We start from the raw sequence: 12,973 nt of genomic DNA, 5'->3' as shown, positions 1-12,973 counted from the left end.
GTCCGAAGAACCCGTGCTTTCACGTTCTCAAGCCGCACCCGTTCAGTAAAGTGAATGTTTCTGGAGGTGAAAGGTTAGGGATACTGATGAATGCGGCGGCCCGGCGAGGTCACCCCGTGCGTGCGGGCAACCTGCCGACCGCGTACCCCAGGGCGGCGAGGAAAGTCCGGATCAGGGGATGCTCCCCGGCACCGGCGCGCACGGTCGCGAGCACCGTGCGGACATGGACGGCGGAGGTGTCGAGCGCGAGCCGGGGCGTGCGGTCGTACCAGAGCATGTCGGGGAGGAAGGCCACCGCGTGGCCCTGCTCGACCAGCCGGGCGTGGGCCAGCATGTCCGCGGAGACGTAGGCGACGTCCGGCTCGAACCCGGCCGTGTGACAGACGGCGGTCGCCCAGGCGCGGGCGGGTGTGCCGGCCGGTTCCATCACCCAGGGGTGCTCGGCCAACTCGGCCACGGACTCGACGGGTTGGGGGGTCGCGAGCCGCATGGCGTCCTCGTGGAGACGGTGGTGCTCGACCTCCGATGCCCGCGCCGGTCGCGGGTGACCGGGGAACGTCTCGTCGATCACGAGGTCGAAGTCCCGGGTGAGCAGCCCCGGCAGCGAGGTGTCCGGCTCGGCCTGCGTGGCCTCCACCCGCACCCGGGGATGGTGCTCGCGCAGCCAGGTCAGCGCGGCGGGCAGCAGCGCGAGCATCGCCGTCTGGAAGGCCGCGACCCTGAGCGTCCCCGACACCTCCCGCAGCGAGGCCGCGATCTCCGTCTCCGCGCGCTCCAGTTCCCGTAGGGCCTTCTCCGTACGGGCGACGAGGATCTCGGCCTGCGGTGTCAGCCGGACTCCGCGCCCCTCGCGCTCCAGCAGCGGCGCGCCGACCTCGGACTCCAGGAGCGTCAGCTGCTGGGAGACGGCCGAGGGGCTGTACGACATGGCGGTGGCGACGGCGGCCAGCGTGCCGCGGTACTTCAACTCCCGCAGCACCTCCAGGCGGCGCAGGTTGTACATGCCCCTCACTCCGTCCGTCCGGCAATGTGCCCTTCCCCTGCGGAAGTTCACGTCACTTCACTGAACGATACGAACGCGGTCCGCGTGGCAGACTGGCCCGCATGAGTGCCGCAGGCCCATCCGAAGGGACGCGACCGGCTCGTCCCAGTGGGCGCGGCGTACCCCGTCCCAAGGACTCCGCCGCGACGCGCGACGACATCCAGCGAGCGGCGGCCCGACGGTTCGCGGAGCGCGGCTACGCCCATGTGACCCTTCAGGACATCGCCGACGACGCGGGCGTCACACCGGCACTCGTCAACCGCTACTTCGTGTCCAAGCGGGCCCTCTTCGACCTTGTGGCCCAGTCCCACACCGACGAGGTGGAACCCCTCACGGAGGTCGACGAGTTCGCGGCGGACCTCATGGTCTATTGGCAGGACGTCGACCGCAGGACCCCCGCGCTGGCCCTCGTCCGCTCCATCGACCTGGACGGCGGACAGCTCCTCGAGCACGAGCTGGAACGACGGATCCGCGGCCCCTGGCGCGAGCTCCTCGCGGACGACCCCGAGGCCGCGGCCAAGATCCGGCTGCTGGAATCCCTCACCCTGGGCCTCGGCCTGTTCGGCCTCGGCGCCCTGCTGGGTGAGGACGACGGCCCCTCGCCCGAGACCCTGACCGTGATGGAACGCCGCCTCGCCCGCATGATCAAGACCTGCCTGAGCGACTGACGGCGGCCGTTCCCGCACATGCCTGATCCTTCTTCTACGACCCGGTCGGCGGAGTCGCGTCGTCGTGCGGGTGGGTGTGCCGGGCGCGCAGGCGGGTGACGAGCGGCCCGCCGTAGGAGGCGGCCAGCGGTGCGAAGAGCCACAGGACGTAGGCGTAGCCGAACACCCAGGCGAGGCCCAGGCTCAGGACGAACCACAGGCCCACGGCCCACGAGGCGTCGGCGTGCCGGCGGGCCCGGGCGACGTCGCCGATGACGAGACCGCCGTCGGCCGAGACCTCCTTGAGGGCGACCTCGCAGAAGACGATGCCCGCCATCGTGCCGGCGAAGAGGGTCTGCGCCATCGGGTTGGTGATCGAGGAACCGATGACGGCGGTGGGGAACGGGAGGAACGCGACCAGCAGCAGGAACGGCGCGTGCCAGAACACGAAGGTCGGTGACAACACCCGGATCTGGTCCGTGAGTTGGTGATGCCGACGCCATACCGACCACAGCAGGATGAACGCCAGCACGAACGCCAGATACGAGTTCCGCTGGTCCACCAGGAAATGCCCGAGCGCACCGGCCGACGCCCGCTCCTCCTCGCCCGGGCGCTCCAGTTCCACGGCCAGCAGCGTCATCGCGATCGCGAAGATCGCGTCCGTGAAGAAGACCAGCCGCTCCGGCGAGAGCCCAGGCTCCGGCCGCACATCCTCGCTCATCCGCACTCCCAGGGGTCAAGATCGTGGACCCGATCCTAGGGAGCGCGGGGCCCACAGTCGGGAGGCGCGCTTGAAGTTTCAAACGGAGTTGGTCAGACTTCCGTTTGAGTCTTCAAACGTTTCCTCGCGGGACTGTCCGAGCCCCCGCCCGCGATCCCCTCCCTGGAGCTGTCATGTCTGTTGCCTCTGACGCCGTCGCCGTCCGCCGTGGTCCGCTCGCCGTCGCGGGAGGTCTGCTCGCCGCGATCGTCCTGGCCGCTGCGGCGGACACCGTCATCGCCCAACTCGCCCTGGCCGCGGGCGCACCCGACGACTTCCAGCCCCTGAAGGCACCGTCGTACATCTTCCTGACGACGCTCGGCGTACTCGCCGGAGCCCTCGGCTGGTCGATCGTGCGCAAGGTCTCGAACGACCCCCGGGCGCTGGTCCGTTGGCTGGTACCGACCCTCGTCCTGGTGTCCTTCGTCCCCGACTTCCTGCTCTACGGCGACGGGGGCGCGACCGGTGTCGGCGCGCTGCTGCTGATGCACGTGACGGTGGCCGCGGCGGCCGTGGTCGCGTACCGGAAGGTGATGCCCCTGTCGTAGGGGCATCACCTTGCCGCCGATCCGCTAGGCGGCCCCGACCGTCGTACGCCACAACTCCCCGGCCTCCGCCGCCGCTTCCGGTGCCACGAGCAGCAACGGCTCGCCGTACGAGGGGAGTTGAGGCATGGCGACGGCTCCTGCCTCGGTCGCGATGAGGAGGGCGGGCAGGCCGTCCACCGGGTGGAACTCGCCGATCGCGGCAGCTGTCGCCCGGCCGGCCGCCACCTGGACCAGGGACAGCGCGGTCGAGCCCATCACGCGGGCCGTGCAGTGCCGTTCGGACAGCCGCGCGAGGAGCGCGTCGAGGCCCGGCCAGTGCGCGTGGGCCGCCCACTCCGTCAGGAAGACATGGCCCGTGAGCGTGGTGTGGTCCGCCGCGTGGATCGGGGTTCCGTTCAGGTGGGCGCCCTTGCCCCGTACCGCCGTGAAGACCTCGCCGCGCCACGGGTCCGCCACCAGGCCGAGCAGCGGGGAGCCGTCCGGTTCCGCGAGGCCCAGGGAGAAGGAACACCAGCCAAGTCCGTGCGCGTAGTTGGTCGTTCCGTCGACGGGGTCGATCACCCAGTGCGGCGCGTCGGCGGACGTGCCCTCCTCGGCGCCGTACTCCTCGCCGTCGATGCCCCAGTCGGGGAACTCCCGCCGCAGGACCGCGCGTACGTGCCGTTCCACGGCCTCGTCCGTGTCGGTGACGATGTCGGCCGGGCTCTCCTTCTCCCGGACCGGACCCGCACCCCCTCGGTTCCCGCTGCGGATCGCCTCCGACGCCCACTCGGCCAGCTCCAGGGCCACCCGCAGAGCACCGTCCAGGTCAAGCTTGTCCGTCACAGCTCTTCACCACCCCGTTCACGTCGTTGCTCAGGATCGCGTCCACACCCCAGGAGAACAGTTCGGCGTCCCGCGTGCGCTGTGTCGATCACCGAATCCCCGGTGTCCAGGAGCAGCGGCACCCCGGCGGCGGCATCCAATGCCTCCTGAGGCGGAACGCCTTGGTCCGGCGCACGATAGGCAGGCGTGGCGGTGGGGTTCGGGAACGACCGGATGAACGCGGACTTTTTTCGGGACGACACTTCGGCGGGGCGGACGGGGTGCGGGGGTGCGGTCCGCGGTGTCGTAGGGGAGTAACTCGTCGGCTGGGGTGGCGTGTTGGCCGTCGCGGTCGCCGACAACGGACCGAGTCGCCTACTTCGGCAGGTCGGCGCCGTCGAGGTGGCGGTGCAGGAATTCCGTGATGACGTTCGTGACGGTCGCGGAGGACCACGCGCGTGCCGCGGCTGAATCCGGGAGGACTCCGAGGTCACCGTGGTTCGCCCCGGCGACGACGTAGCGCGTGCTGTCCACGCCGGCGGCGCGGAGCGCCTGGTGCACGTGCTGTGTCTGGGAGGGCGAGACGAGCGTGTCCTCGCTGCCGTGGAGGAGAAGGAACGGCGCTGCCGACTCCGTCACATGGGTCGCGGGATCGGCGTCGGCGACCGCTTCGGGGATCTCCGAGAACAGGGCACCGGCCTTGCCGACGTAGGCGGAGAAGTGTGTGGGCGTGCGCCGGTAGTGCAGTCGTGCCGCCTCGTCGAAGTCGTCGGCGATCGCGGAGAAGAGGGAGGTGCCGAAGGCGTCGACCACGGCCTGCACGGTGCTCAGGGGGTCGGTGCCGGAGAACTCGGGCCGACCGTTCGTGACACCCGTCAGCGCCGCCACGTGCCCGCCGGCCGACTCGCCCCAGAGGGCGGCCTTGCGCGGGTCGATGCCGAAGTCGTCGGCGTACTGGCGCAGTTGGACGAGGGCGGCCCGTACGTCGTGCACGGAGTCCAGGTAGGTGCCGCCGTCGGGGACGACGCGGTATTCGACACTCGCGACGACGAATCCCGATGCGGCGATGTGCCGGCGCACGTCGTACGCCATCGCCTTGTTGCAGCGCAGGAACGCGCCGCCGGGGAGGAACAGGACCAGCGGAAGCCGTTCGTCCGTCGCGGGGCGGAGGATGTCGGCCTTCAGCTCGCGGGATGTCCCGTCGGGCAGGTCGACGGTGCCGACGACGACATCGGGGTGGCTTGCGATGTCGACGGAGCCGAGGGACATCTGCGGACTCGAACTGACGTCGAGCAGGGTGCTGTCGGTGAGGTCGGGCGGGGCGATGAACTTGGCGGTGGGGACGGGGAGTTGGGGAGCGGACGGAGGCCTGGTCATGTTCTCTCCGATCGTCGTCGACTCGCTGCGTGCACACCGGGCGAGCGAGGTGCCGTATAGCGACTCTGTCACGGTCGTAAAAAAACATCAATAGACGTGGAGATGCTTCCTCCACTTCCGTCCGGTCCCCTGGTCGGCGGAGGGGCCAGGGACCTGCCCGGAGTCGGTGAACTCTGTTGCCCCTCCGCTGCCGTAGGGCCGTCTCGCCTGTCAGGGGATCAGGACGATGCGGCCCCGCTGGCCGCCCCGGGCGAGCTGGGCGTGGGCTTCGGCGGCTTCCGAGAGGGGGAACGTCTGCGCGACCCGTGGGGTCAGGACGCCCACCTCGGCGAGGGCGGACAGGAGGGCGAGGCGGGTGGGTTCGGGGCCGGCGCTGGTGTGGCGTACGACCACGCCTCGCTCCGGGGTCGGGAGCGTGTCGATGCGCACGCTCACGTAGATGCCGCCGTCACGTGCGGCCGCCAGCGCGGGTGCGCCGAGCGCCGCCGCGTCGAGCACGCCGTCGACGCCGTCCGGGACCAACTGACGTACGGCAGAGTCGAGTTCCTCGTCCCGTGACACGAACCAGGTGGCGCCGAGACCGCGCAGGAACTCCTCGTCGTCCGGGCGGCCCTGAGCGACGGTCCGGATGCCCCGGGTCCGTGCCAGCTCGACGGCGTAGCCGCCTACGGCACCGGCGGCGCCCGTGATGAGGAGGGTGTCGTGCGGGCGCAGCGGGAGGTGGTCCAGGGCCATGAAGGCGGTCGTCGCGTTGAGCGGGATCGTCGCCGCGAGCGTCAGGTCCATGCCCTCCGGGGCGGGGGCGATGGAGTTGAGGTCGCTCACCAGGTATTCGGCCTGGGCCTTCGTGGGACGGTCCACGGGGGCGTCGAACGCGATGACCGGCGTGCCGACTTCGAGGAGCACACCCGGGCCGACCGCGTCGATCGTCCCGGCGGCGTCCAGGCCGAGGCCCGTGAACTCGACCCCGTCCAGCGGCCCGAAGAACCCGCCCCACACGGCGGCGTCGGCGGGGTTGAGCGCGGCGGCCGCGACCTTGATGCGGACCTCGAAGAGGCCGGGCACCGGGAGCGGGACCTCCACGACCTCGACGTCCTCGGGTCCACCGATCTTCCTGACGACTGCGGCACGCATGATCTCGCTCCTTCGTTTGCGATCTCGAACACCACAGACGCTAGGGGAGTTACGATCGATTAGTAAGTAGGCACTTTAAAGTGCGTTACACCCCTGGGTGGATTCCCGCTCTGATTCACCGGTGGCGTCCCGTGCGATGCCGACAAGCCTCGAAAATGTGCTGACCTGTGATCCGATCCCCGGCAGAGCGCCCGCGCCGTTCATCCGCCAGGGAGACCTGTCTGCCCCACATCTGGAATTACCAGGCGTTCGCGGCCTGGATCACCGACACCATGCACAACGCCGGGTTCACCGGCTACGAGGGCGAGTTCCGCAAGCAGGTCGCACGGGCCCAACTCCGGCGCCAGTTCACCTCGGACGCCGCGAACAAGCTCTTCGGTGAACTCATCGCCGGCACCAACTAGCGCTACCGGTCGGTCTGTCGGGCGTCGTACTGCGCGCGCGCCTCGTCGACCTCGTCGGTCTTGAGGGCGGCCCAGTCGCGCACTTGGGACAGCAGCGCGTACAACCCCTGTCCGAGCGGGGTCAGTTCGTAGTCGACGCGTACCGGCACGGTCGGGGTGACCGTCCGGCTGACCATGCCGTCGCGTTCGAGCATCCGCAGGGTCTGGGTGAGCATCTTCTGGCTGACGCCCGGGATCTCGCGGCTGATGTGGCTGTAGCGCATCGCCTCACCGCGGGACCCGAGGGTGCACATGGTCAGGCTGACCCACCGGTTGCTGATCGTGGAGAGCAGCGCCACCGCGGGGCAGTCGTGCATGTACGCCTCGTACGTGCCCGGTTCGATCTCACGCGCCTGCGCCCGCTTCGCCGTGGTGGCCATCCGGTTCTCCCGCCAGGAGTGCAACGCACCCGAGAGTGCCTACTTACGAATCGAGCGTAACCCGCCTGGTGATCGTGGCGATCGTGGTGTTCGGCCAGTACTCCGAGTAGCAGCCGATGTCGCCGTTGAGGCCCGAGTCGGCGGGCAAGCGGAAGCGTTGACTAAAACGAACGATGCGTTCAGTATCTCTCGTATGGTTCGGTATAGTGAACGCATGGTTCATTCGATCGTGGATTCACGGGTCGGCACGCAGAACAGCGTGTACCTCGACGACACCTACCTGGAGCAGGTCGACACGCGCGTGATCGCGGTCGGCGAGAGGGACGGCGCGCCGTGGGCGGCCGTAGCGGACTGTCTGTTCCATCCGCAGGGTGGTGGGCAGCCCGCCGACCGGGGGTGGGTGGCGGACGTGGAGGTCGTGCCGGTTCGGGAGGCCGGGCTGGTCGTGGTGATGGCCGCCGGGGGAGGTGCGCTTCCGGAGTTCGCCGTGGGGGAGGGGGTGCGGGCCCGGATCGACCTTGAGGTTCGGGCGGCGCATGCCGCGCTGCACACGGCCGGGCATCTCATCGAGGCGGCCGGGCGGGCGCAGGGGTGGGAGATGGCCGCGAGCAACCACTTTCCCGGGCAGGCGCGGATCGAGTTCCAGGTGCCGGAGGCGGATGCGCGGCTGGCCGATCCGGAGGGCCGGGAGGCCGTGACCGCCGAGTTGCGTGCCGCCGTAGCGTCCGCGGTCGCCGACGATCTGCCGGTCACCTCGCGGTACCTTCCGGACGGACGGCGCTCGGTGAGTCTCGGGACGCTGCACTCCGCGCCCTGCGGGGGCACGCATGTGCGCCGGCTCGGAGATCTCGCCGAGGTGGTGCTGCCGACGCTGAAGGTCAAGAAGGGCCGCATCCGCGTGTCCTACAGCGCGACCCACCGGAGCTCCCGATGACGCCCCCGCCGCCCGCCCGTCGGCCGGTGAGCAGTACGGCGGCCGCGGTCGGCGCGAAGATCCGGCTGCGGCGTCAGCAGCGCGGGATGAGCGCGGCGGAGATGGCCCGGCGGGCCGGGCTGAGCAAGGCGACCCTGTCGCAGCTGGAGGCCGGGAACGGCAACCCCACGATCGACACCCTGGACGCGATCGCCATCGCCCTGCGCATCCCGATCGCCGACCTGCTGGCCCGCGACGCCGACACCGGCCCCGTCTTCCGGCCCGGCACGGACATCGAACCCGGGGAAGTCTCCCGGGAGTTGCTGCGCCGGATCAGCAGCGGCAACAGCCTGGAGATCTGGCGGCTGCGCATCCCGCCGGAGACGGAGCTGGCCGGCGTCCCGCACGCCACCGGCACCATCGAGCACCTGCTCATCGCCACCGGACACGTCACCGCGGGACCCGTCGACGCCCCGCAGGACCTGGGCCCGGGCGACATGCTCGCCTTCGCCGGGGACGCCCCGCACTTCTATCGCACCGGCGCCGAGGAAGTCGACATCACCGTCGTCTTCGCCTCCCCCATCAGCACCTGACACCGAGGGACCCCCGCCCATGAGCACCACCATCGCCACCACAACGTCCAGCCGTGCCTTCATCAGCGACAACATGGCCGGAGCGTCCCCGCAGATAGCCCGCGCCGTCGCCGACGCGGCCGAGGGGCAGGTCCTGCCGTACGGCAACGACCCCTTCACCGAGAGCGCCCGCCGCAGGCTCGCCGAGATCTTCGAGCGGGACGTCGACGTCTTCCCCGTCTCCACCGGCTCCGCCGCCAACGGGCTGAGCCTGGCCGCCCTCACCCCGCCCTGGGGCAGCGTGCTCTCCCACCCCGGCAGCCACATCAACACCGACGAGTGCGGTGCGCCGGAGTTCTTCACCAACGGGGCCAAGCTCGTCGGTGTCCCGGGTGACGACAGCAAGATCGACCCGGACGCGCTGCGGGCGGCGGTGCGGCGCCGGGCCGGTGACGTGCACAGCGTGCAGCCGTCCGCGGTGAGCATCAGCCAGGCCACCGAGAGCGGCAGCGTCTACACGGTCGCGGAGATCCGGGAGCTGTCCGCCGTCGCCAAGGACGCGGGCCTGCGCGTCCATATGGACGGGGCGCGGTTCGCCAACGCCCTGGTCCAACTCGGCGTCACTCCGGCCGAGATGACGTGGAAGGCGGGCGTCGACGTGCTGTCGTTCGGTGCGACCAAGAACGGTGCGATGACCGCCGACGCGATCGTCTCCTTCGATCCCGCGCTCACCGCCGAACTGGCCTTCCGGGCCAAGCGCGCGGGCCAACTCGCGTCCAAGATGCGCTTCCACACCGCCCAGATCGACGCGTACCTCACCGACGACCTGTGGCTGCGCAACGCGCGCCAGGCCAACGCGATGGCCACCCGCCTCGGCGACGGCCTCAAGTCCCTTGCCGGAGCAGGCCTGTTGGCGACTCCGCAGGCCAACATCCTGTTCTGTCGCCTGCCCCAGCAGGTCACCGAGGGCCTGCTCGCCGAGGGCTACGCCTTCTACCACGACCGCTGGGAACCGGGCATCGTCCGCTTCGTCACCGCCTTCTCGCACAGCGCCGACGACATCGACCAACTCCTCGACGCGGTACGTCGACACACCCACTGAGGGGCGTGCCGGCGTACCGAAGGGAAGCGTGGCGTCGCAGAGCGAAGGGGACGGCGGCCGGTTACGGAGACCGTGGCGTGCCGTGCGGGGTCGTCAGGTCGCGACGAGGGGCTTGATCAGCGGAGCGAGCGACGGCCGGACGGTGTGGAGGTTGCGGGTGACCTCGGTCAGGTCGGCGATGAACATGCCAGCGAGTTCTGCGGTGAACCCGGTGCGCACCACCAGGCGCAGCACGGAGACGTCCTGGCAGGGGGCGGGGAAGTCGTACGCGGGCAGGTGCCAGCCGCGGGCCCGCATGGCGTGGGAGACGTCGAACACCGTGAAGCCCTGCGTGCCGGGCGCCAGCCGGAAGGCGAACGCCGGGAGTTCGGAACCGTCGGTGATCAACTCATAGGGGGCGATGGTCCGGATGCGGGCGGCGAGCGCGCGGGCCGTGGTGCGGCTCTGGTCCGCGAGATTGCGCAGCCCCTCGAAGCCGTAGCGGAGGAAGCTGTAGTACTGGGCGACGACATGGGCGCCCGGGCGGGAGAAGTTGAGGGTGAAACTGGGGGAGCTGCCGCCGAGGTAGTCGACCTCGAAGACCAGGTCGTTCGGGAGGGCCTCGGCGTTGCGCCACAACGCCCAGCCCAGGCCGGGAAAGACGTGCCCGTACTTGTGGCCCGACGTGTTGATGGAGGCGACGCGTTCCAGCTGGAAGTCCCACATCAGACCCGGGTCGAGGAACGGCGCGACCATCGCGCCGGACGCGCCGTCGACATGCACGGGGATGTCGGTGCCGGTCGCGGCCTGGTAGCCGTCCAGGGCCATGCAGATGTCCGCGACGGGCTCGTAGGAACCGTCGTACGTGGACCCGAGGATCGTCACGACACCGATGGTGTTGTCGTCGCAGTACGCGGTGAGCGTGTCCGGCGTGAGGTGGTAGCGGCCCGGCTCCATCGGGACGTAACGCGGCTCCACCTCGAAGTAGTTGGCGAACTTCTTCCAGCACACCTGGACGTTCGCACCCATCACGATGTTCGGCCGCGCGGTGTCCTTGCCCTGGGCGCGGCGGCGTTCCTGCCAGCGGCGCTTGAGGGCGAGCCCGCCGAGCATCGCTGCCTCGCTCGAACCGGTCGTGGAGCAGCCGCGGACCTGCCCCGGCTGCGGCGCGTGCCAGAGCCGGGCGAGCATCCGGACGCAGCGCTCCTCCATCGCCGTGATCTGCGGGTACTCGGCGCGGTCGGCGAGGTTCTTCTCGGCGGTCTCCGCCATCAACTCCCTTGCCTGCGGCTCCATCCAGGTCGTCACGAAGGTGGCGAGATTGAGGCGGGCGTTGCCGTCGAGCATCAGCTCGTCGCGTACGCGGCGGCAGACCAGGTCGGGGGAGGAGGACAGCTCGGGCAGTTCGTCGACCGGCGTCAACAGGTCGACGGCGGGCGGCTGCCCGACGCCGCGGGCAAGGGTGAGGGTGTCGAACTCGGCTTCGGGCATGACGTCGGTATGCGGGATGGGCATGAGTGTCTGGATGCCTTTCTGGTCCGTGCGGCCCCGTGCACTCAGACGCTAGATCGCCGGGAGGCGCGGCGTATGTGCCGATTACACCGATCCAGTGATCGATTTGCGGACTGATGAACTGGATTTTCCCTTGTACATACTGGGCATTACTTTTTGCAGGACAAGAGAGGGCTGCCGACGGTGCTGACCTGGTCCTTTCGTCAGTTGATCTCGGTCCGACCCGGCGGATACGTCCCGGGGTCCGGTCAGGTCCGCCCGGCGGGGCGGCTGGTTAGGCTCGTAGGCATGACGTCACTTCTTGCCGGCAGTGCCTTCGACTCGCTCCGTCCCGATGCCGTACGCGACCAGGACACGCTGCGCCAGGTCTACGGACTTCCGCGCGAGACCGCCGTACGGAAGCAGATGACCGAACTCACCGAGCAGACACGGCAGTTGATCGGCTGCTCGTCGCTGGTCCTGGTCGCAAGCACGGACGCCGAGGGCAACTGCGACGTCTCCCCGCGCGGCGGCCCCGCCGGGTTCGTGGCCGTCCTGGACGAGCGGACGCTGGCGATTCCGGACGCGACCGGCAACAAGCGGCTCGACACCCTGCAGAACGTCATCGCCACCGGCCGGGCCGGGCTGCTGTTCGTCATCCCCGGCCGCACCACCACCCTCCGCGTCAACGGCAGAGCGTGCGTCTCCACCCGCCCCGACCTCCTCTCCCAGTTGACCGCCGTGGGCAAACCGCCCGCCAGCGCGCTGGTCCTGGGCATCGAGGAGGTCTACCCGCACTGCCCGAAAGCGCTTCTGCGCAGCGCCGCCTGGAAGCCCGACCAGTGGCTCCCGGCGGACGCCCAGCCGACCTCGGCAGAGGTGACCCTGGCGCAGCTGCGGATGCCCGAGCTGACCATCGCGGATGTGGAGCAGTCGGAGGCGGATTCGTTGAAGTACCGGTACGAGTGACGGGGTGGTCGTCGGAGCTTGAGGTTGTGCGCCGTTGCCCCGGTAGGCGGTGATGGTCCAACGAGTGTGGTTCCAGGGCCCGTTGGCGTGCGACGGCGTCACTGCGGCCACGGCTTGGCGACCGGTCAGCCGGCCTCGTTCGTCGCCGAGTCGAGAAGCGGGCCCAGTTCGCGGGCCACGGTCGTCAGGGCGCGGACGTCCTGCTCGGCCCGGGCGATGAGGACGGCGCCCTCCAGGGCGCTGATCATGAGCGTGGCGAGCGAACCCGCCCGCTTCGTGGGCACGCCCATGTCCACCAAAGCGCGGGCCACCGGGCCGGACCAGGTGGCGAACGCGTCGGCCGCGGCCTGCCGGGTGGAGGCGTTCTTCTCCGCACAGTCCACCGTCGCGGCGGCCACGGGACAGCCGCCCGCGAAACCCGCGCTCTCGTACTCGTCGGTCCACTGGCGGACCATCTCGCCGAACAGTCCGCTGGGTGTCGGTTCGGGCAGCGCGTCGAGGAAGCGGGCGACGCGCTTGCCCGCATAGCGGCCCGCCCAGCCCACCGCCTCGTTGACCAACTGCTCCTTGCCGCCGGGGAAGTAGTGCTGGAGCGAACCACGCGGCGCGCCCGCGTGCACGGCGACCTCACGCATCCCGGTCGAGGAGACGCCGTCGCGCCGGATGAGCTGCGCCGCGCTGAAGACCATCCGCTCGCGCGGACCGTGTCCTGACACCTCAGTCATCGCTCTCCCTGGCCTTCGTCGCTGTTCCGTCCGCTGTGCAGGGCTCAGTCTATGACGGCTGTCATAGAGTGGATTACTATGACGACC

Annotated in this window: 15 protein-coding genes; 7 read left to right on the top strand and 8 right to left on the bottom strand. The window is 70.0% G+C overall.

The features are described 5' to 3' along the window. Positions 1-109: 109 nt before the first annotated feature. Positions 110-1,003 (bottom strand): LysR family transcriptional regulator, encoded by an 894-nt coding sequence (locus OHT77_RS03600; RefSeq protein WP_328826488.1) that lies wholly within the window; start codon positions 1,001-1,003, stop codon positions 110-112. Positions 1,004-1,104: 101 nt separating this feature from the next. Between OHT77_RS03600 and OHT77_RS03595 the strand changes: the two genes are divergently transcribed. Continuing rightward, the gene (locus OHT77_RS03595; protein WP_328826486.1) at positions 1,105-1,710 is read left to right on the top strand and encodes a TetR/AcrR family transcriptional regulator; all 606 of its coding nucleotides are present in this window, start codon (positions 1,105-1,107) and stop codon (positions 1,708-1,710) included. A 34-nt stretch (positions 1,711-1,744) separates the two neighbouring features. Here the strand turns inward: OHT77_RS03595 and OHT77_RS03590 are convergent, their stop codons facing one another. Then, positions 1,745-2,410, bottom strand: a complete 666-nt coding sequence (locus OHT77_RS03590) for a TMEM175 family protein (RefSeq protein ID WP_328826484.1) — start codon at positions 2,408-2,410, stop codon at positions 1,745-1,747. A 173-nt stretch (positions 2,411-2,583) separates the two neighbouring features. On the opposite strand from OHT77_RS03590, the gene OHT77_RS03585 reads away from it, so the two are divergent. Then, on the top strand, positions 2,584-2,997 hold the full coding sequence (locus OHT77_RS03585; RefSeq protein ID WP_328826483.1) for a DUF6069 family protein: 414 nt from the start codon (positions 2,584-2,586) through the stop codon (positions 2,995-2,997). 24 nt (positions 2,998-3,021) lie between these two features. On the opposite strand, the gene OHT77_RS03580 is transcribed toward OHT77_RS03585, so the two are convergent. The 3 genes from OHT77_RS03580 to OHT77_RS03570 form a co-directional block, all read right to left on the bottom strand. Continuing rightward, positions 3,022-3,822: an inositol monophosphatase family protein gene (locus OHT77_RS03580; RefSeq protein ID WP_328826482.1), complete on the bottom strand. Its 801-nt coding sequence runs from the start codon at positions 3,820-3,822 to the stop codon at positions 3,022-3,024. A 354-nt stretch (positions 3,823-4,176) separates the two neighbouring features. Next, entirely contained in the window at positions 4,177-5,178 is a 1,002-nt protein-coding gene (locus OHT77_RS03575; protein WP_328826481.1) for an alpha/beta hydrolase, read from the bottom strand. 210 nt (positions 5,179-5,388) lie between these two features. Then, a complete protein-coding gene (locus OHT77_RS03570; protein WP_328826479.1) occupies positions 5,389-6,312 on the bottom strand; it encodes a zinc-binding dehydrogenase in 924 nt (307 codons plus the stop codon). A gap of 167 nt (positions 6,313-6,479) precedes the next feature. Here OHT77_RS03570 and OHT77_RS03565 point away from each other — a divergent pair, with 167 nt between their 5' ends. Further along, positions 6,480-6,716 carry a hypothetical protein gene (locus OHT77_RS03565; RefSeq protein WP_328826478.1) on the top strand — a complete coding sequence of 79 codons (237 nt, stop codon included), beginning with the start codon at positions 6,480-6,482 and terminating at the stop codon, positions 6,714-6,716. Positions 6,717-6,718: 2 nt separating this feature from the next. On the opposite strand, the gene OHT77_RS03560 is transcribed toward OHT77_RS03565, so the two are convergent. Next, positions 6,719-7,135 carry a winged helix-turn-helix transcriptional regulator gene (locus OHT77_RS03560; RefSeq protein ID WP_328826477.1) on the bottom strand — a complete coding sequence of 139 codons (417 nt, stop codon included), beginning with the start codon at positions 7,133-7,135 and terminating at the stop codon, positions 6,719-6,721. Between the two features lie 214 nt (positions 7,136-7,349). Here OHT77_RS03560 and OHT77_RS03555 point away from each other — a divergent pair, with 214 nt between their 5' ends. From OHT77_RS03555 to OHT77_RS03545, 3 genes are read left to right on the top strand one after another with little or no spacing between them, the layout of a single operon-like run. Continuing rightward, entirely contained in the window at positions 7,350-8,069 is a 720-nt protein-coding gene (locus tag OHT77_RS03555) for a metal-dependent hydrolase (protein ID WP_328826475.1), read from the top strand. Then, a complete protein-coding gene (locus OHT77_RS03550; RefSeq protein ID WP_328826474.1) occupies positions 8,066-8,641 on the top strand; it encodes a helix-turn-helix domain-containing protein in 576 nt (191 codons plus the stop codon). The genes OHT77_RS03555 and OHT77_RS03550 overlap by 4 nt, the downstream gene beginning before the upstream one ends. Before the next feature lie 19 nt (positions 8,642-8,660). Then, entirely contained in the window at positions 8,661-9,722 is a 1,062-nt protein-coding gene (locus OHT77_RS03545; RefSeq protein WP_328826473.1) for a threonine aldolase family protein, read from the top strand. Between the two features lie 93 nt (positions 9,723-9,815). Here OHT77_RS03545 and OHT77_RS03540 read toward each other — a convergent pair whose 3' ends face one another. Continuing rightward, positions 9,816-11,216 (bottom strand): glutamate decarboxylase, encoded by a 1,401-nt coding sequence (locus tag OHT77_RS03540; protein ID WP_328826472.1) that lies wholly within the window; start codon positions 11,214-11,216, stop codon positions 9,816-9,818. A gap of 285 nt (positions 11,217-11,501) precedes the next feature. On the opposite strand from OHT77_RS03540, the gene OHT77_RS03535 reads away from it, so the two are divergent. Further along, positions 11,502-12,161 (top strand): MSMEG_1061 family FMN-dependent PPOX-type flavoprotein, encoded by a 660-nt coding sequence (locus OHT77_RS03535; RefSeq protein ID WP_328826471.1) that lies wholly within the window; start codon positions 11,502-11,504, stop codon positions 12,159-12,161. Between the two features lie 125 nt (positions 12,162-12,286). On the opposite strand, the gene OHT77_RS03530 is transcribed toward OHT77_RS03535, so the two are convergent. Beyond that, complete coding sequence (locus OHT77_RS03530; protein WP_328826469.1) at positions 12,287-12,886, bottom strand: TetR/AcrR family transcriptional regulator; 600 nt, start codon at positions 12,884-12,886, stop codon at positions 12,287-12,289. Positions 12,887-12,973: the final 87 nt, after the last annotated feature.

Source organism: Streptomyces sp. NBC_00252 (assembly GCF_036187565.1).
In the GTDB taxonomy this organism is placed as follows: Bacteria; Actinomycetota; Actinomycetes; order Streptomycetales; family Streptomycetaceae; genus Streptomyces.
This window is presented reverse-complemented; position numbering and strand designations above follow the sequence as displayed.